The organism is Rhizobium sp. NXC24 (genome assembly GCF_002944315.1).
Lineage (GTDB): Bacteria > Pseudomonadota > Alphaproteobacteria > Rhizobiales > Rhizobiaceae > Rhizobium.
The window spans coordinates 211,390-228,082 of record NZ_CP024314.1 but is presented as its reverse complement, the minus strand read 5'-3'; the positions used below and the strand labels follow the sequence as shown (position 1 = coordinate 228,082).

14 protein-coding genes are annotated in these 16,693 nt (G+C 59.8%); 9 read left to right on the top strand and 5 right to left on the bottom strand.

Annotated elements, in window-relative coordinates; translation table 11 throughout:
* Nucleotides 1–9: 9 nt before the first annotated feature.
* From NXC24_RS25055 to NXC24_RS25040, 4 genes are read right to left on the bottom strand one after another with little or no spacing between them, the layout of a single operon-like run.
* On the bottom strand, nucleotides 10–822 hold the full coding sequence (locus NXC24_RS25055) for an NAD(P)-dependent oxidoreductase (protein ID WP_104826127.1): 813 nt from the start codon (nucleotides 820–822) through the stop codon (nucleotides 10–12).
* 15 nt (nucleotides 823–837) lie between these two features.
* Complete coding sequence (locus tag NXC24_RS25050; RefSeq protein ID WP_199773638.1) at nucleotides 838–2,049, bottom strand: pyridoxal phosphate-dependent aminotransferase; 1,212 nt, start codon at nucleotides 2,047–2,049, stop codon at nucleotides 838–840.
* Complete coding sequence (locus tag NXC24_RS25045; RefSeq protein WP_104826126.1) at nucleotides 2,046–3,713, bottom strand: hydantoinase B/oxoprolinase family protein; 1,668 nt, start codon at nucleotides 3,711–3,713, stop codon at nucleotides 2,046–2,048. The genes NXC24_RS25050 and NXC24_RS25045 overlap by 4 nt, the downstream gene beginning before the upstream one ends.
* A gap of 10 nt (nucleotides 3,714–3,723) precedes the next feature.
* Entirely contained in the window at nucleotides 3,724–5,805 is a 2,082-nt protein-coding gene (locus tag NXC24_RS25040) for a hydantoinase/oxoprolinase family protein (RefSeq protein ID WP_104827828.1), read from the bottom strand.
* Nucleotides 5,806–6,132: 327 nt separating this feature from the next.
* Here NXC24_RS25040 and NXC24_RS25035 point away from each other — a divergent pair, with 327 nt between their 5' ends.
* The 8 genes from NXC24_RS25035 (at nucleotide 6,133) to NXC24_RS25000 (ending at nucleotide 14,291) form a co-directional block, all read left to right on the top strand.
* Nucleotides 6,133–7,248 (top strand): ABC transporter substrate-binding protein, encoded by a 1,116-nt coding sequence (locus tag NXC24_RS25035; protein WP_104826125.1) that lies wholly within the window; start codon nucleotides 6,133–6,135, stop codon nucleotides 7,246–7,248.
* A gap of 76 nt (nucleotides 7,249–7,324) precedes the next feature.
* A complete protein-coding gene (locus tag NXC24_RS25030) occupies nucleotides 7,325–8,242 on the top strand; it encodes a branched-chain amino acid ABC transporter permease LivH (protein WP_104826124.1) in 918 nt (305 codons plus the stop codon).
* A gap of 17 nt (nucleotides 8,243–8,259) precedes the next feature.
* Nucleotides 8,260–9,570, top strand: a complete 1,311-nt coding sequence (gene livM / locus NXC24_RS25025; RefSeq protein ID WP_104826123.1) for a high-affinity branched-chain amino acid ABC transporter permease LivM — start codon at nucleotides 8,260–8,262, stop codon at nucleotides 9,568–9,570.
* The gene (locus NXC24_RS25020; RefSeq protein ID WP_104826122.1) at nucleotides 9,567–10,385 is read left to right on the top strand and encodes an ATP-binding cassette domain-containing protein; all 819 of its coding nucleotides are present in this window, start codon (nucleotides 9,567–9,569) and stop codon (nucleotides 10,383–10,385) included. Before livM ends, NXC24_RS25020 begins: the two co-directional genes overlap by 4 nt.
* On the top strand, nucleotides 10,382–11,116 hold the full coding sequence (locus tag NXC24_RS25015; RefSeq protein ID WP_104826121.1) for an ABC transporter ATP-binding protein: 735 nt from the start codon (nucleotides 10,382–10,384) through the stop codon (nucleotides 11,114–11,116). Before NXC24_RS25020 ends, NXC24_RS25015 begins: the two co-directional genes overlap by 4 nt.
* A 14-nt stretch (nucleotides 11,117–11,130) precedes the next feature.
* Nucleotides 11,131–12,561, top strand: coding sequence for an aldehyde dehydrogenase family protein (locus NXC24_RS25010; RefSeq protein WP_104826120.1), 1,431 nt, complete (start codon nucleotides 11,131–11,133; stop codon nucleotides 12,559–12,561).
* A gap of 11 nt (nucleotides 12,562–12,572) precedes the next feature.
* Nucleotides 12,573–13,322 carry an electron transfer flavoprotein subunit beta/FixA family protein gene (locus NXC24_RS25005; protein ID WP_104826119.1) on the top strand — a complete coding sequence of 250 codons (750 nt, stop codon included), beginning with the start codon at nucleotides 12,573–12,575 and terminating at the stop codon, nucleotides 13,320–13,322.
* A gap of 27 nt (nucleotides 13,323–13,349) precedes the next feature.
* Nucleotides 13,350–14,291, top strand: coding sequence for an electron transfer flavoprotein subunit alpha/FixB family protein (locus NXC24_RS25000; protein ID WP_104826118.1), 942 nt, complete (start codon nucleotides 13,350–13,352; stop codon nucleotides 14,289–14,291).
* 18 nt (nucleotides 14,292–14,309) lie between these two features.
* On the opposite strand, the gene NXC24_RS24995 is transcribed toward NXC24_RS25000, so the two are convergent.
* Complete coding sequence (locus NXC24_RS24995; RefSeq protein ID WP_104826117.1) at nucleotides 14,310–15,224, bottom strand: helix-turn-helix domain-containing protein; 915 nt, start codon at nucleotides 15,222–15,224, stop codon at nucleotides 14,310–14,312.
* Nucleotides 15,225–15,424: 200 nt separating this feature from the next.
* Here NXC24_RS24995 and NXC24_RS24990 point away from each other — a divergent pair, with 200 nt between their 5' ends.
* Nucleotides 15,425–16,615 (top strand): extracellular solute-binding protein, encoded by a 1,191-nt coding sequence (locus NXC24_RS24990; RefSeq protein WP_104827827.1) that lies wholly within the window; start codon nucleotides 15,425–15,427, stop codon nucleotides 16,613–16,615.
* Nucleotides 16,616–16,693: the final 78 nt, after the last annotated feature.

The window sequence follows — 16,693 nt, the reverse complement described above, 5'->3', positions numbered from 1 at the left end:
CGGCTCGCCTCACTTGTGTTCGTCTTCATAGTGACCAGCCGCCGCGAAGCTACCGCCCTGGAAGCGCACCGCGGGATCGTTCGGATCGCCTTGCTTGGTCTTTGCGAACACTTTTTCCGCGTAGTCGTCGGCGCTGTCTTCCGGCTTGTAACCAAGGGATGCAGCCGTGCGGTTATCCCAGAACGCTCGGCTATTGTTGGACATTCCATAGGCAACCATGAAACCGACGCGCTCGGCCGACAGGCTCTTTTCGACGAGCTGGCGGCAATCGCGATAGGAAAGCCAGGTGATGAGATGGCGTCGGTCGGTCGGCTCCGGGAAGGACGAGCCGATCCGCAGGCTCACGGTTTCGATGCCGAACTTGTCGAAATAATACCGGCCGAGATTCTCGACGAACGTCTTCGACACGCCATAAAGGCTATCGGGGCGGGTCGGCACGTTGCCGTCGATGGTTTCCGTCCGATCGTAAAAGCCGATGGCGTGAACGGAGCTGGCATAGATGATGCGCTTGACGCCGTGCTGCCGCGCCGCCTCGTAGATGTTGTAGCTGCCGACGATATTGGCATCGAGAATGGTCTTCCAGGGTGCTTCCAAGCCCTGGCCGCCCATGTGGATGATGGCTTCACAGCCCTCGACGGCCCTGGAAACCGCATCGAAATCAGCGAGGTCTGCTGGAAAATCCTCTTCATGCGGCTCGAGGTTTTCGCAGGAATTGCGCGCGGAAAGCCGAACGATCTTCCCAAGCTTCGTTCCGGATTTACGGAGCTGGGTTCCAAGAGCGCCGGCGGCGCCGGTCAGAAGCGTGCGTTTGTAGTCGGTCATGAGAATTCGTCCTGATTAGCGAAGCTTGGCCAGCGCGTCCGCTGTCCATTCGATGGCAAGGGAGAGGTTTTCGCGAGACGTTGCGAAAGACAGGCGAATATAGGGTTCGACGCCGAAAGCAGCGCCCGGCACGGTGGCGACTTTGCCCTCCGTGAGGAGGTAGGATGCCAGCGCCGTGTCGTTGGTGATTTTCGTCCCGTCAGGCGCCGTCTTGCCGATATAGGGAGCACATTTAGGGAAGAGATAAAATGCTCCCTCCGGCGCACGCACTTCAAGTCCGGGAATGGCGCCGAAGCCCCGTGCAACGAGATTGCCCCGCGCTTTATATTCCTCGACAGCTATCCTCACGAAATCCTGCGGACCGTTGAGTGCGGCCGCGGCTGCATATTGCGTGACCGAAGAGGGACATGTTGTGCTCTGGGACTGAAGCTTGTTCAGCACCTTGGTGAGATCCTTTGGGCCTGCGGCGTAACCGAGCCGCCAGCCCGTCATGGCATAGGCCTTGGATACCCCATTGATGATCAAGGTACGGTCCTTGAGAGCCGGACACGCCACGGCGAAGGACGTAAACGGCACATCGCCGCAGACGATATGCTCGTAGATTTCGTCGGACATGATCGCAACGCGCGGATGGCGCGCCAATACGTCGCCGAGCGCTTTCAGTTCCTCCGCCGTGTAGATTGCGCCTGTAGGATTGGACGGCGAGTTGAACAGGAACCAACGTGTCTTGGGGGTGATTGCCGCCTCCAGCCGTTCCGGCGTGATCTTGAAGGCGTCTTCCACTCCGCAAGGGACAACCTTGGGCGTCCCGCCGTGCAGAATGACGATGTCGGTGTAGGAAACCCAATAGGGTGCGGGAACGACCACTTCGTCGCCCGGCTCGAGCGTGCCGAGGAAGGCGTTAAAGAGGATCTGTTTGGCTCCGTTGCCGATGGAAATCTCGTCCATTGCATAGTCGAGGCCATTTTCGCGCTTGAACTTCGCGACAATTGCCTCGCGCAATTCCGGCAGGCCGTCCGGGGCCGTATAGCGGGTGATCCCTTTGCGCATAGCCTCGATCGCGGCTTCGACTACGTGGGCGGGAGTATCGAAATCCGGTTCTCCGAGCGAGAGATCGACGACATGCTCGCCCCTTGCCCGCATCGCCTTGGCGGCGAGGGAAACCGCCATAGACGGCGACGACTTGATGGTGGCCGTGCGGCTGCTTTCGAATGCAATCATGTTCATGCCTGCTCTCCCCGGGTGCCGCCGTTGCCGTAGGCTGCGGCCTGTTCTTTGGTGATATAGCCATGCTTGAGATCGTGCTGGACAGCCTCGGCCGGGCGCTCGGCAGGATCGCCATAGCCGCCACCGCCCGGCAGTGACAGAACGAGGCGCCGGCCTTCCGGCACGAATTGCAGGCCCTTGCCCTTCAGCATCGTGCCGTCGTCAAGCGAAACGCCGCCCGATGCGCCGTCAAGTCCGCCGTCGCGGCCGCGGGCCGGATGGTTTAGCCGGTCGAACATCGCCGAGAAGCGGAAGCTGTAACCTTCGGCCGCTTCGATCTCGATCATCTGACCGAGACCACCCCGCTGAGCGCCTGCGCCGCCGGAACCCTCGCGCAGCTCCTTGCGCCAGACGATGACCGGGCCGACATTTTCGGTCGCCTCGATCGGCATGGTATGGACGCCGCTCGGGAAGGCCGTTGCGTTGAGCCCGTCCAGCGAGGCGCGTGCGCCGGACCCGCCGGAATTGAACATCAGGATTTCGGCACCCTTGCCGCCGATCTGATCCGAAACAGGTCGCACGCTCATATGCAAGTTCCAGAGGGCGCTTGCACCTTCGGCAGGCACTTGTCCGGGAAGCGCCTGATGAAGCGCCCCCAGAACGAGATCGGGGACGAAATGCCCGAGCACGTGACGGACGGCGACCGGGGCAGGACGCTTGGCGTTGAGGATGCAGCCTTCCGGCGCGACGACGTCAAACGGAGCGAGGGAGGCCGCGTTGTTCGGAATTTCCGGAGCGACGACGCATTTGATGCCGTAGCAGGCATAGGCCTTCGCATAGACCAGCGGCACGTTGATGCCGAACTTGCTCATGCCCGATGTGCCATCGAAATCCACTACGACGCCATCCGGGCCGATGGTCAATTTTGCGGCCAGATGCACCGGCTCGTCATAGCCGTCGAGATCGAGGCTGTAGTTCCATGAACCGTGCGGAAGGTTTCTCAACCGCTCCAGCGTGGCCTCGCGGCTGTGCTTGAGGATGAAGCCGCCGATCATCGACAGGTCTTCCAGATTGAATTCCGTCAGCATGTCGATGAGCCGGCGATGGCCGGTCTCGTTGCAGGCGGCAAGTGCGTGAAAGTCGCCGACCACTTTGTCGCTTTCACGGACATTGTTGCGGACAATGTGGATCAGCGTCCGGTTCAGCTCTCCGCGCTCGAAGAACTTCATGATCGGGATGAAGATACCCTCTTCATAGACCTCGCGCGCATCGGGCCCGAAGCCGCGTCCGCCGACATCGACGACATGGGCGGTGGAGGCAAAATATCCGACCAGTTTGCCATGGTGAAAGGAGGGCGTGACGACGGTGATGTCGTGCAGATGGCCGGTTCCCTTCCACGGATCGTTGGTGATGTAGACATCACCTTCGAAGATATTCTCCGGGCCGATGTCACGGATGAAATGGGCGACGGATTCCGCCATCGCGTTGACATGGCCCGGCGTGCCGGTGACGGCCTGCGCCAGCATGCGACCATCCAGGTCAAAGACGCCGGCCGACAGGTCGCCCGCTTCGCGGACGGAGGTGGAGAAGGCCGTGCGGATCAGCGTCTGCGCCTGTTCCTCGACGACGGAGATCAGGCGGTTCCACATGACCTGCATATGGATATCGATCATGGATTGGTTCATGTAGCTATCCTCAAAGCCGCGTTACGAGGAGGCAGCCATCGTTCTGGACGATTGCCTTGAAGGAAGAGGTGAGAACCGTGGAGGTTTCGCGCTCCACGATGACGGCGGGGCCTTTGACCACGTCGCCGGGCTTCAAGCTCGTGCGCTCGTGAATGCCAGCTTCGAGATAAGAGCCCTGCGAAGCTTCGAACAGGCGGCGGGTTTGGCTCGGCTTGACGACGCTGCCTTCAGCGATCGGCGGAACGCGGTCAACCGGCGGAAGCGGCGAGCTTGCCTTGACCGACCAGCTTACGATCTCGATATCGAGGCCTTCGATTGCACGGCCGAAGAAGCGCTCGTACTCCCTTTCGAACAGAGCGGTGATCTTTTCGGCGCTGGCCGCATCAAACCGGTCGTCTTCAAGCGCCACCGGAATGTCCCAGCCCTGCCCCGCATAACGCATGAACAGGGTGCGCTCGATGGTCGGTGCGCCCTTGTCGAGACCATCTTCAACGAAGCCGAGGGCTTCGGCCTTCATGGATTCCAGCAACCGGTTGGCTTCGGCGAAATCGAAGCTCGAAAGATTGAAGACGGCGCTGCGCACGGACTCGTAGCCGAACGGCGCTTTGAGAAAGCCGATGGCGGAGCCCACGCCAGCGCCGGGAGGCACAAGGAAAGTGGAAATGCCCATCTTCTCGCACAGGCGCGCCGCATGCAGCGGCCCCGCGCCGCCGAAGGTGATCATCGTAAAATCGGAAATGTCCTTGCCGTTCTCGACGGTGTGAACACGGCCGGCATTGGCCATGTTCTCATCCACCATCTCGCAGGTTCCGTAAGCCGCCGCTTCCGGATCGAGCGCGATGACCGATCCGATATCGTCGCTCATCGCCCTGCGGCTCGCATCGATGGAAAGACGGATGGCGCCGCCGGCGAAATTTTCCGGATCGAGCTTGCCGAGGATAAGGTCGGCATCTGTCACCGTGGGGTTCTTGCCGCCGCGCTGATAGCAGGCGGGGCCTGGCTCGGACGCAGCCGAATGCGGTCCGACGCGGATTTGCCGCATGCCGTCAACGGAGGCAATCGAACCGCCACCCGCACCGATCTCCACCATTTCGACGACCGGGATGGAAATCGGCATGCCCGAACCCTTGCGGAAACGATAGGTGCGCGCGACCTCGAAAGTCTTGGCCGTCTTGGGAACCTGGTTCTCGATCAAGCAGATCTTGGCGGTGGTGCCGCCCATGTCGAAGGAAAGAACCGCGTCGAGACCGTGATGACGGGCGATATCAGCCGCGAAGATCGCGCCGCCGGCCGGGCCGGATTCGACCAGACGCACCGGAAATTCCGAGGCGCTTTCGACGGACACGATGCCGCCGCCGGAATGGATCATGAAGACCGAGCAACCGACGCCAATATCCTTCAGCGAGACGACGAGACGGTCGAGATAGGATTTGATCGCCGGCTTCACATAGGCGTTGGCGCAAACCGTATTGAAGCGCTCGAACTCGCGCATCTGCGGCGAGACCTCGGATGAGATCGACACCGAGACATTCGGAAGACGCTTCAGGATGGCGTCGCGGACGGCAACCTCATGCGCACCATTCACATAAGCGTGGATGAAGCCGATGGCGACACTCTCATAGCCGCCATCCGCGATCTTTTCGACCACAGCCGCCACCGAGGCCTCGTCCAGCGTCAGGAGGACCTTGCCCGACGCATCGACGCGCTCACGCACCACGAAGCGATCGGCGCGCGCAATGAGGGCCGGCGGCAGGGAAATATTGAGGTCATATTGCTCGAAACGGTTCTCGGTGCGCATTTCCAGCACATCACGAAAACCCTCCGTCGTCACGAAGGCAGTCTTCGCGCCGCGCCGCTCGATCAGCGCATTGGTGGCAAGGGTCGTGCCGTGAATGAGAATGTCTATCTCTGAAAGCGCAATGCCCGCCATGTCGGCGACAGCCCTCACACCCTTCAGGATCGCGCGCTCGGGCGCCGTGTAATCCGTCAAAACCTTCGTCGAGTGAAGCGCGCCACCCAGATCGAGCGCGATATCGGTAAAGGTGCCGCCTATGTCGACGCCGACCCGGCAGTTTCGTGGTGCGTTGTTCACCAGCTTGTTCCCCACTTTTGTCTTCCGCCCGAAGCGTCAGATCCGGTTGAGACCGCAACCATGCGGCCGTGCGTCTGCGCATTCTCCTCCACGACAAGCGGTGCCGCAACATTTCCGCTTGACGTTCTTCGTATATGTCACTTATCATATAACTGTCAACTGGGAAGAGGGCTAAAAACGCTGCGAAAAGCGCCAAGCCCCGAACTCCAAAAAGCGAGAATTAGCTAATAAAATTAGGCAGTTCCTCGATTCAATAACATGCGAATGCGGGCTGAACCCGCATCTGATCAACCTGAACGAAGTAGCTTCAACCAGAGGGAAAATTCCATGAAATCGATTTCCAGGCTCTTGACGGCGACCATGCTCACGTCCGCCCTGCTCTTCTCCAACGCCTTGGCGGCAGACACGATCAAGATCGGCGTCGCCGGACCATTCACGGGCGCAAACGCCACCTTCGGCGAACAGGTGTTCAACGGGGTGTCGGCCTATATCAATGACGTAAATGCTGCCGGCGGCATCAACGGCAAAAAGATCGAGCTGGTGAAGGGCGATGACGCCTGCGAACCCAAGCAGGCCGTCGCGGTTGCCAACCGCTTCGTCGATCAGGACAAGGTAAACGCCGTGATCGGACATTTCTGCTCGTCCAGCACAATCCCGGCATCCGAGGTCTATAACGATGCCGGCATTCTGGAAATGACGCCGTCCTCGACCAACCCGACGGTCACCGATCGCGGTTTTGACAATCTGTTCCGTGGCTGCGGTCGTGACGACCAGCAGGCGGTCGTCGCCGGCAGCTTCATTCTGGATACGCTGAAGCGTGACAAGATCGCTCTCATCCACGACAAGGACACCTACGGTCAGGGCCTGGTGGATGCAGTCAAGAAGACCATCGAAGCACGCGGCATCAAGCCGGTCCTTTATGAAGGCTTGACGCGCGGGGAGCGCGACTTCAACGCGCTTGTCACCAAGATCAAGAGCTCCGGCGCAAACGCGGTCTACTTTGGTGGCCTCATCCCGGAAGGCGGGCCGCTTGTTCGCCAGCTTAAGGAACAGGGCGTCGATGTCGTATTCGTCACCGGTGACGCCTTCGCGCAGGCGGAACTTGTCTCCGCCGCCGGCGGCCCGGCGAACCTGAAGAATGTCTACTACTCGGCGACACCCGATCCGCTGGAAGACCCCTCCACGAAGGGCGTTCAGGATGCGCTGAAGAAGGCGAACATCACCCCGGCAAACTATGTCCTGTATGGCTACGCGAACGCTCAGGCAATCGTTGCCGCGCTCAAGGCCGGCGAAGACCTGAAGGCTCAGGCCGCTTGGCTGCGCACCAACACCGTTGATTCCGCGATCGGCAAGGTCACGTGGGACAAGAAGGGCGACATCAAGGACTTCAAGTTCGTCTTCTACAACTTCGACGACAAGGGAACCCCCGTTCTCGTGAAGTAAGGCAGCTTTGCCTGCGCGCCGGATCATCGGTCCGGCGCGCTCATCCATGCCCTAAAAAACATAAGAGGGGTTCGCCATGGACTTTTACATCCTGGTTCAACAATTGTTCAACGGCATTACGCTGGGGACGATCTACGGCCTGATCGCCGTGGGATACACCATGGTCTATGGTGTCATCCGCATGATCAACTTCGCCCATGGCGACGTCTACATGGTCTCTGCCTACATTGCCGCTATCGTCCTGGCGGTGCTCAGCTTCTTCGGCGTTCAATCCGTTCCGTTCGCGCTGATCACGGTGCTCGTCATTAGCTGCGCCATCACCGCCGTCTATGGCTGGACGATCGAACGTGTCGCTTATCGGCCGCTGCGCGGCTCGACCAAGCTCGCGCCACTCATCTCGGCGATCGGAATTTCGCTCATGCTGCAGAGCTATGTCCAGATCGCTCAGGGTGCGCGAGACCAGGGAGTGCCGACCCTCATTCAAGGCGCGTTCCGCTTCGGCGATGACACCCATTTTGCGCAGATCACCTATATGCAGACCGTGATCCTGTTCGCCTCATTGATCGCCATGGGAATTCTGACCTACGTGATCAACTACACGCGAATTGGGCGCGAATGCCGGGCGACCCAGCAGAATATCCGCATCTCGGCCGTTCTTGGCGTCAATACCGACCGCATCATCTCGACGATCTTCGTTATCGGTGCGGCGACTGCCGCTGTCGGCGGAACGCTCGTCACCTTCAACTATGGCTCTTTCAATTTCTTCATCGGCTTCGTCATGGGTATCAAGGCGTTCACCGCCGCCGTTCTCGGCGGGATCGGATCGCTGCCGGGTGCCGTGCTGGGCGGAGTGCTGCTTGGATTAACAGAAGCCCTTTTCGCCGGTTACGTCAGTACCGACTACAAGGACGTCTTTGCCTTCGCGCTGCTCATCATCCTGCTGTTTTTCCGTCCCTCCGGCCTTCTGGGCCGCCCGGAAATCCAGAAAGTCTAAATGAGGAGCCAGGCAACATGAAACCCCACAGGCTAGTTGCGCTTGCCAAGGAAGCGCTTCTCACATTTACCGTTTGCATCGTTCTGTTCGGCCCGATCTCCGGACTGGTTCTGGAGGGCTTCTCCTTCCAAAACCAACTGATGCGGGCGGTCACATTGGCGGCAATCGTCACGCTTGGACGTCTTGCGATCTCGGTTTTCCAGTCCAGCAGATTGGGCAAGGGATTCAGGCAACGCTTTGCCGGAAATAATGCCGGCGTCACGGTCATGACCGGCAAGGAAAAATCGCCGGTGCTGCTTCTCGCTGTCCTGCTCCTTGCAGGACTGAGCCTCCCCTTCGTCGCGGACAAGTACTTTCTCGGCGTCGCCATACTGGCGCTGATCTACTGCCTGCTCGGCCTGGGATTGAATATCGTCGTAGGTCTCGCAGGTCTGCTCGATCTTGGATTTGTGGCCTTTTACGCAGTCGGCGCTTACCTGCTTGCACTTGGCTCGCAATATGTCGGCTTCGGATTCTGGACGGCTTTGATCATAGCCCCGTTCCTTGCCGGCCTCTGCGGGATGATCCTAGCCTTTCCCGTGCTGAAGATGCACGGCGACTATCTTGCCATCGTGACGCTGGGGTTTGGCGAGATCATCCGTCTCATATTGAACAATTGGGGCGATTTCACCGGAGGTCCAAACGGCGCTCCCGTTCCGCCGCCGACAATCCTCGGCCTGGAATTCACCCGCACCGCAAAACAAGGCGGCGTTCCGCTGCATGAATATTTGGGCATTCCTTACAGCGCGGACTACAAATTCTGGTTCATCTACCTCGTACTTTTCCTTGCCGTCTGCATGGTCATCTATGTAGTCGAGCGGCTTCGCGTCATGCCGCTTGGGCGCATGTGGGAAGCGCTGCGCGAAGATGAGGTCGCCTGCCGCTCTCTGGGGGTAAACCACGTCTTCACGAAGCTCACCGCCTTCATGCTCGGCGCATCGACTGGCGGGCTTGCCGGTGTCTTCTTCGCCGTCCACCAAGGCTTCGTCAATCCGACGTCCTTCACCTTCTTCGAATCGGCCCTCATCCTTGCCATCGTTGTCCTTGGCGGCCTTGGATCAACCATCGGCGTCATCCTTGCCGCTCTCGTGCTGACCGTCCTGCCGGAAATGCTGCGAGAGTTCGCGGAATATCGCGTTCTGGTGTTCGGCGTCCTCATGGTCGTGATGATGATTTGGAAGCCGCGCGGCCTGGTTCGGATCAAACGCCCGGCATTCTTCCCGAGCACCAGGATGGAAGCGAGCAGCGCCGAAATGCCCCTCCAGACCCAATTGGAGGCGAGACGATGAGTGAGCCCATACTGGACGTTCAAAATGTCACGATGCGTTTTGGCGGCATCATCGCCAACCGCAATGTCAGCTTCCGCGTCGAACGAGGTTCGATTACGGCGCTGATCGGCCCCAACGGAGCCGGCAAAACGACGATGTTCAACTGCATTACCGGGTTCTATCGCGCAAGCGAGGGCCGGATCGTCCTGAACGGAACTAATGGTGCAGAGGACATCGGCGAGTTGGTCACAAAACCGATTTCCGGCGGCTCGCATCTCGTAACGCGCGCCGGCATCGCGAGGACATTTCAGAACATCCGTCTGTTCAAGGAGATGTCGGTCGTCGAAAACCTCCTCGTCGCTCAGCACCTTGCGACACGCAACAATCTTCTGAGCGGCGTCTTTTTCACCCCGGGGTTCCGGAGAGCCGAACGCGAAGCGGTGGATCGCGCCTACTATTGGCTCGAGCAGATGAGCCTAGTCGAGGATGCCAATCGCCTCGCGGCCGAGCTTCCTTACGGTCGCCAGCGACGGCTCGAGATCGCTCGGGCGATGTGCACTGCGCCGAGGCTGATCTGCCTCGACGAACCCGCCGCCGGCCTCAATCCCTCCGAAACACGGGATCTGTCCGAGGTCATCCAACGGCTCTGCAACGAACACGGCCAAACAGTTCTCGTCATCGAGCACGACATGAGCCTGGTCATGCGCATTTCCAACCATATCGTCGTACTCGACCACGGAGAGGTCATCTCCGACGGCACGCCCGCGCATGTCGCCAACGATCCCGCTGTGGTTGCGGCCTATCTGGGTGTCAGTGAAGAGGAGGTGCAAGCATGAGCCAGCCTTCCGGTATAAAGATACCGCTTCTGGAATTTGTTGCCGTCCATGCTCATTACGGCCCGGTCGAAGCCCTGAAAGCGGTTGATGTCAACATTTTCGAGGGCGAGATCGTCAGCCTGATCGGCGCAAACGGGGCAGGCAAAACGACATTGCTATCATCGATTTTCGGCGCGCCGCGCGCCTCTTCCGGCAGGATTTTACATCGCGGCGAGGACATCTCGCGCATACCGACGAACAGGATTTCCCGCCGCGGCATCGCGCTCGTTCCGGAGGGTCGCCAGATCTATCAGGAAATGACCGTGGAAGAGAACATGATGATGGGCACGACACCCATCGGCATGGCCTATTTCGAGGACGATCGAACGACCATGTTCGAACTCTTTCCTCGCCTCAAGGAACGTCGCAACCAGACAGCCGGTACGATGTCGGGCGGTGAACAACAGATGCTCGCAATTGCCCGGGCAATGATGGCTCGCCCCGAATTGATCCTATTCGACGAGCCCTCGCTCGGACTGGCGCCTCTCGTAGTGAAGCGCGTATTCGAGGTGCTGCGCGAGATCGCATCCATGGGCAAGACGATCTTTCTGGTCGAGCAAAATGCCAATCACGCGCTCAAGCTCTCGCAGCGAGCCTATGTCATGGTGAACGGGAAGATCCACCTTTCCGGCGAGAGCGCCTCTCTTCTCGACAACCAGGAAGTCCGCAAGGCCTATCTCGGACTGCATTGAACGGAACCATCTCCATGCTGCACAAGAATCTGATTGCCGGTGAATGGGTTGCGGGCGACGCGTCTGCAAACATCAACCCATCCAACACCAACGAGAGTGTCGGGGAATATGCTCGCGCGAGCGCTGATGATACCAGGGCCGCGATCGCTGCGGCAAAGACGGCGTTCCCAGCCTGGTCGCGTTCGCCGATCCTGGAGCGTCATGCCGTCTTGAAGAAGACGGGCGACGAAATCGTGGCCCGGAAGGAAGAACTTGGCCGGCTCCTCGCCCAAGAGGAAGGCAAGACTCTTCCCGAGGCGATTGGAGAGGTGACCCGCGCGGGACAGATCTTCGATTTCTTTGCCGGTGAAGTGCTGCGGCTTTCAGGCGAAATCCTTCCTTCGGTTCGGCCCGGCATCGGTGTCGAGATCACCCGTGAACCGGTTGGTGTCGTCGGGGTGATTACACCCTGGAACTTTCCAATTGCGATTCCCGCTTGGAAAATCGCTCCGGCACTAGCTTACGGCAACACCGTCGTCTTGAAACCGGCCGACCTGGTGCCGGGTTGCGCCTGGGCGCTCGTCGACATCATTCATCGTGCCGGCGCGCCAGCCGGTGTCATCAATCTGGTCATGGGCCGCGGCAGCGTGGTTGGGCAAACCATGCTCGACAGCCCCGACGTGAACGCTCTGACATTCACCGGATCGGTAGGGACCGGCAAACGCGTCGCATTGTCGTCCATCGAGCATAACAGGAAGTTCCAGCTCGAGATGGGCGGCAAAAATCCGTTTGTGGTTTTGGACGATGCAGACCTTTCCGTCGCCGTCGAAGCAGCCGCCAACTCTTCCTTTTTCTCGACAGGCCAGCGATGCACCGCGTCCTCCCGCCTGATCGTGACGGAAGGCATCCATGACCGCTTTGTCGCCGCGTTGACGGAACGCATGAAGGGACTCGTTATTGATGATGCCCTCAAGGGCGGCACTCATATCGGCCCGGTCGTCGACGAAAGCCAATTGAAGCAGGATGTGGAATATATCGATATCGGGCGTCGGGAAGGCGCAAAGCTTGCATTCGGTGGCGAGCAACTGGAACGAAGCACGCCCGGCTTCTATCTGCAGCCGGCCTTGTTCACCGAAGCCACCAATCAGATGCGGATTGCGCGCGAAGAAATATTTGGCCCTGTCGCTGCAGTCATCAGGGTGAAGGACTACGAGGAGGCACTTGCGGTCGCAAATGACACCAATTTCGGCCTGTCCTCCGGCATTGCGACGACCAGCCTGAAATATGCGACCCATTTCAAACGAAACTCGGAGGCCGGAATGGTGATGGTCAACCTTCCAACCGCCGGTGTCGACTTCCACGTACCATTCGGCGGACGAAAAGGCTCGTCCTATGGGCCGCGTGAACAGGGCCGATACGCGGCGGAATTCTATACCTCGGTCAAGACCGCCTACACGCTCGCATAAGGAAATATGTGATGAAGATTCTCGTCCCGGTGAAGCGGGTGGTTGATTACAACGTGAAGATCCGCGTGAAGGCGGATGGCACGGGTGTCGAGCTTGCGAATGTGAAGATGTCGATGAACCCATTCGACGAGATCTCGGTCGAGGAAGCGCTGCGGCTGAAGGAGGCCGGCAAGGCCGAGGAGGTGGTGGTGGTATCGATCGGCCCGGCCAAGGCCGAGGAGACGCTGCGGACGGCGCTCGCCATGGGTGCCGATCGTGCCATCCTGGTCGAGACCGACGATCAAGTCGAGCCGCTGGCGGTGGCGAAGATCCTGAAAGGCGTGGCCGAGGCCGAACAGCCCGGCCTGATCATCGTCGGCAAGCAGGCGATCGATGATGATAGCAACCAGACCGGCCAGATGCTGGCGGCGCTGCTCGGTTCGGCGCAGGCAACCTTTGCCTCGAAGATCGAGATCGGCGATGGCAAGGCGACTGTCACCCGCGAGGTCGATGGTGGCCTGCAGACGATCGAGGTCAAGCTGCCGGCGGTGGTCACGACGGACCTGCGCCTCAACGAACCGCGTTATGCCTCGCTGCCGAACATCATGAAGGCGAAGAAGAAGCCGCTCGACAAGAAGAGCCCGGCCGATTTCGGCGTCTCCACCGAACCGCGCCTGAAGGTGCTGAAGACCGAGGAGCCGTCGGGCCGCAAGGCGGGCGTCAAGGTCAAGTCGGTGGCCGAGCTGGTCGAAAAACTCAAGACCGAAGCCGGCGTGCTGTAATCCAGTCCGAACGAGGAGTTAGACACCATGGCCATTCTTCTTCTGGCTGATCATGATAGCAACCACCTTTCCGACCAGACCGCCAAGGCGCTGACGGCGGCGACCCAGATCGCCCAGGGAACGGGAAGCGACGTGCACATCCTCGTCGCCGGTAAGGACGCTAGACCGGCTGCCGAGCAGGCAGCGAAACTCTCTGGCGTCTCCAAGGTGCTGCTGGCCGAAAGTGACGCGCTTGCCAACAATCTCGCAGAACCGCTTGCCGATCTCATCGTGGCGCTGGCCGGCAGCTATGACACCATCCTGACGGCGGCCACCTCCGTCGGCAAGAATGTCATGCCGCGTGTCGCCGCTTTGCTCGATGTCGCCCAGGTCTCGGAAATCATCGAGGTGGTCTCCGCCGATACCTTCAAGCGGCCGATCTATGCCGGCAATGCCATCCAGACGGTGCAGTCGACCGATGCCAGACGCGTGATCACCGTGCGCACCGCTTCCTTCGCCTCTGCCGCAGACGGTGGTTCGGCCACGATCGAAGCAATCCCGGCGGTCGCCAATCCCGGCCTGTCCAGCTTCGTCGCCGATGCGCTGTCGGCGTCCGACCGTCCGGAACTCACCTCGGCGAAGATCATCATCTCCGGTGGCCGCGCGTTGGGGTCGGCGGAAAAGTTCAAGGAAGTCATCCTTCCCGTCGCCGACAAGCTCGGGGCTGCCGTCGGCGCAAGCCGCGCGGCCGTCGATGCCGGCTATGCCCCGAACGACTGGCAGGTCGGCCAGACCGGCAAGGTGGTGGCACCACAGCTCTATATCGCCTGCGGCATATCCGGTGCCATCCAGCATCTCGCCGGCATGAAGGATAGTAAGGTCATCGTCGCCATCAACAAGGACGAGGAGGCACCGATCTTCCAGATCGCCGACTACGGCCTCGTCGCCGATCTCTTCGAGGCCCTGCCGGAATTTGTCCGCTCGATCTGAGGCAGCCTCCTCGAACAGCTAGGCGGCCGGAGCAGGCTTCGCGCTCACCAGACCGAAGCCGCTCCGATATCTCGCCGGAGTTGTCGAAAAACGCTCTTCGAAGGCCTCATAGAAGCGGGACAGCGAGCCAAATCCCGATTCGAACGCGACGGCGGCCACCGGAAGGTCGCTTGAGATCAGCAGGGATTGGGCCGTATCCAGCCGATGGCGCGTTATGGCCTGATTGACGGTAAGACCGACCGTCTTCTTGAATACCGACATGGCGTAGTTTGGATGCAGCCCTGCCGCCAATCCGACATCGACAGCCGATATTTCGCCCAATGCATGTTCGGCAATGAAGCGGATCATTTTCTCGACCTTTGGCAGCCGGTCAGGGTCCTGATTGCGCGATACAGCGATTGCCGACCCCTGCTCGCGCAAGTCCAGCCAGCCCTCCCGCGCAATCCGCCGTATGCGAGCGACCAGCTCGTCGCGGACAATCTGTTCCAGCTCCGGATCGCCCGACAGCAACTCATCGCGCCATCTGAGAAGGACTTCGCGGTCATGCGGCCTGACGCTTTGCGCCTCTATCAGGCCGCCGCGGAAGACAGCATCCCGAAAGCTTCCCATGCTGCGCATGTTGACGAGCACGGACATAGGGACATAGAGGCAGACGAAGTTCGCAGGCTCCGTCACCTCGACGACCTGGTGCGGGATCATTCCCCAGAAAAGGCAGAGCTGCCCCTGCGAAATCTGGAGCCTGCGGCCGTCGAACCAGTATGTGATGCGTCCATCGAGGACGTAGTTGAGCTCCACCTGGCTGTGCATGTGCGGACCGCTCATGCGCCGCACCTCCAGCCTTTCTCCAGCGCAAAAGCGATGATCGCCGAAAACGACAAGCGGATGGCGCGTCGGGCCATCGTGAACTGGAACTGACTCGTCTTCGATCAACATTGGAAGATGCTCTGGCGGGGTCTCGATCTTAGAAAACCGGAAGCGATCTTCCGTATGGCGGTAGAGCTCTACGAATTTGGATGATGAATATCAACCACCGTACACGGGAGTGACGTGTGCGCGGGCGGCCAAAGCCCATGAGGTCTGTGGAGGATCAATTGACCCTATTGAAGAATATCGGCTCTATAGCATTCAGCTACATGCTCGTCGCATCGGCGGCATGCGCTGGCGAAATCGTTCTCAATTCCGACCAATCGGATCCGGCGCCGAAGAAGGCGATGGAGCAACTGATTGCGGATTTTCAGGCGAAGAATCCGGACATCAAGGTTAAGTGGAACAATTTCGACCACGAAGGCTACAAGTCCGCGATCCGCAACTTCCTGACCGCCGACGCGCCTGACGTCGTGGCGTGGTATGCCGGCAACCGCATGGCACCCTTCGTCAAGGCGGGTCTTTTTGCCGATGTCAGCGACGTTTGGGCAGCCAACGGCCTGAACGACCAGTTGAAGTCTGCTGCGGCATCGATGACGATCGACGGAAAGCAGTGGGGCGTCCCCTACACCAACTATCAGTGGGGCATCTATTACCGCGCCGATATCTTCAAGGACAAAGGCATTACCCCGCCAAAGACCTGGGATGAGCTGGTGGCCGCATGCGCCAAGCTGAAAAGCGCAGGCATCACACCGTTTACGATCGGCACGAAGGCCCTGTGGCCGACCGCCGGCTGGTTCGACTATCTCGACCTGCGCGTCAACGGCTATGAATTCCACATGGATCTGACCGCCGGCAAGGTGCCTTACACCGATCCGAGGGTCAAAGCCGTATTCGCCAAGTGGGCAGAACTGGTGAAGCCGGGCTATTTCATCGAGAACCATGCAGCTCTCGACTGGCAGGACGCCATGCCGCAATTCGTTCAAGGCAAGGCGGCCATGTATCTGATGGGCAATTTCGCCGTCGCCCCGATGAAGGATGGCGGACTGAAGCAAGACCAGATCGGCTTCCTTCCGTTCCCGCAGATTACCGCAGGGGTGCCGGTCTCTGAAGAGGCTCCGACCGACACGTTCCACATTCCGTCGGGTGCGAAGAACAAGGAAGACGCCAAGAAGTTCCTCGCCTATCTCGCCTCGCCTGAAGCCCAGACGAAAATCAACGAGACGCTCGGTCAGCTACCGATCAACAACAAGTCGACCGTGCCGGACGATAAGTTCCTGAAGGCTGGTTTCGAGATGCTGGCGAACGCCCACGCTCTCGCGCAGTTCTACGACCGCGACGCCCCGGCCGATATGGCGAAGGCCGGCATGGAAGGCTTCCAGGAATTCATGGTCAAGCCTGACAAACTCGACGCGATCCTGGCTCGCCTCGATAAGATCCGGGCTCACGCTTACAAATAACTCGTTCTGAAGATACCGCGCTGCCGGATGTTAATTCCGTCCGGCAGCGTTTTTCGTCGCATTTGTATAGGAGCAGAC

Excerpts from the sequence above, each read along its gene's own strand:
- NXC24_RS25055 (WP_104826127.1), bottom strand. The coding sequence starts at position 822 with ATGACCGACTACAAACGCACGCTTCTGACCGGCGCCGCCGGCGCTCTT.
- NXC24_RS25050 (WP_199773638.1), bottom strand. The coding sequence starts at position 2,049 with ATGAACATGATTGCATTCGAAAGCAGCCGCACGGCCACCATCAAGTCG.
- NXC24_RS25045 (WP_104826126.1), bottom strand. The coding sequence starts at position 3,713 with ATGAACCAATCCATGATCGATATCCATATGCAGGTCATGTGGAACCGC.
- NXC24_RS25035 (WP_104826125.1), top strand. The coding sequence starts at position 6,133 with ATGAAATCGATTTCCAGGCTCTTGACGGCGACCATGCTCACGTCCGCC.
- NXC24_RS25030 (WP_104826124.1), top strand. The coding sequence starts at position 7,325 with ATGGACTTTTACATCCTGGTTCAACAATTGTTCAACGGCATTACGCTG.
- livM (WP_104826123.1), top strand. The coding sequence starts at position 8,260 with ATGAAACCCCACAGGCTAGTTGCGCTTGCCAAGGAAGCGCTTCTCACA.
- NXC24_RS25020 (WP_104826122.1), top strand. The coding sequence starts at position 9,567 with ATGAGTGAGCCCATACTGGACGTTCAAAATGTCACGATGCGTTTTGGC.
- NXC24_RS25015 (WP_104826121.1), top strand. The coding sequence starts at position 10,382 with ATGAGCCAGCCTTCCGGTATAAAGATACCGCTTCTGGAATTTGTTGCC.
- NXC24_RS25010 (WP_104826120.1), top strand. The coding sequence starts at position 11,131 with ATGCTGCACAAGAATCTGATTGCCGGTGAATGGGTTGCGGGCGACGCG.
- NXC24_RS25005 (WP_104826119.1), top strand. The coding sequence starts at position 12,573 with ATGAAGATTCTCGTCCCGGTGAAGCGGGTGGTTGATTACAACGTGAAG.
- NXC24_RS25000 (WP_104826118.1), top strand. The coding sequence starts at position 13,350 with ATGGCCATTCTTCTTCTGGCTGATCATGATAGCAACCACCTTTCCGAC.
- NXC24_RS24995 (WP_104826117.1), bottom strand. The coding sequence starts at position 15,224 with ATGTTGATCGAAGACGAGTCAGTTCCAGTTCACGATGGCCCGACGCGC.
- NXC24_RS24990 (WP_104827827.1), top strand. The coding sequence starts at position 15,425 with ATGCTCGTCGCATCGGCGGCATGCGCTGGCGAAATCGTTCTCAATTCC.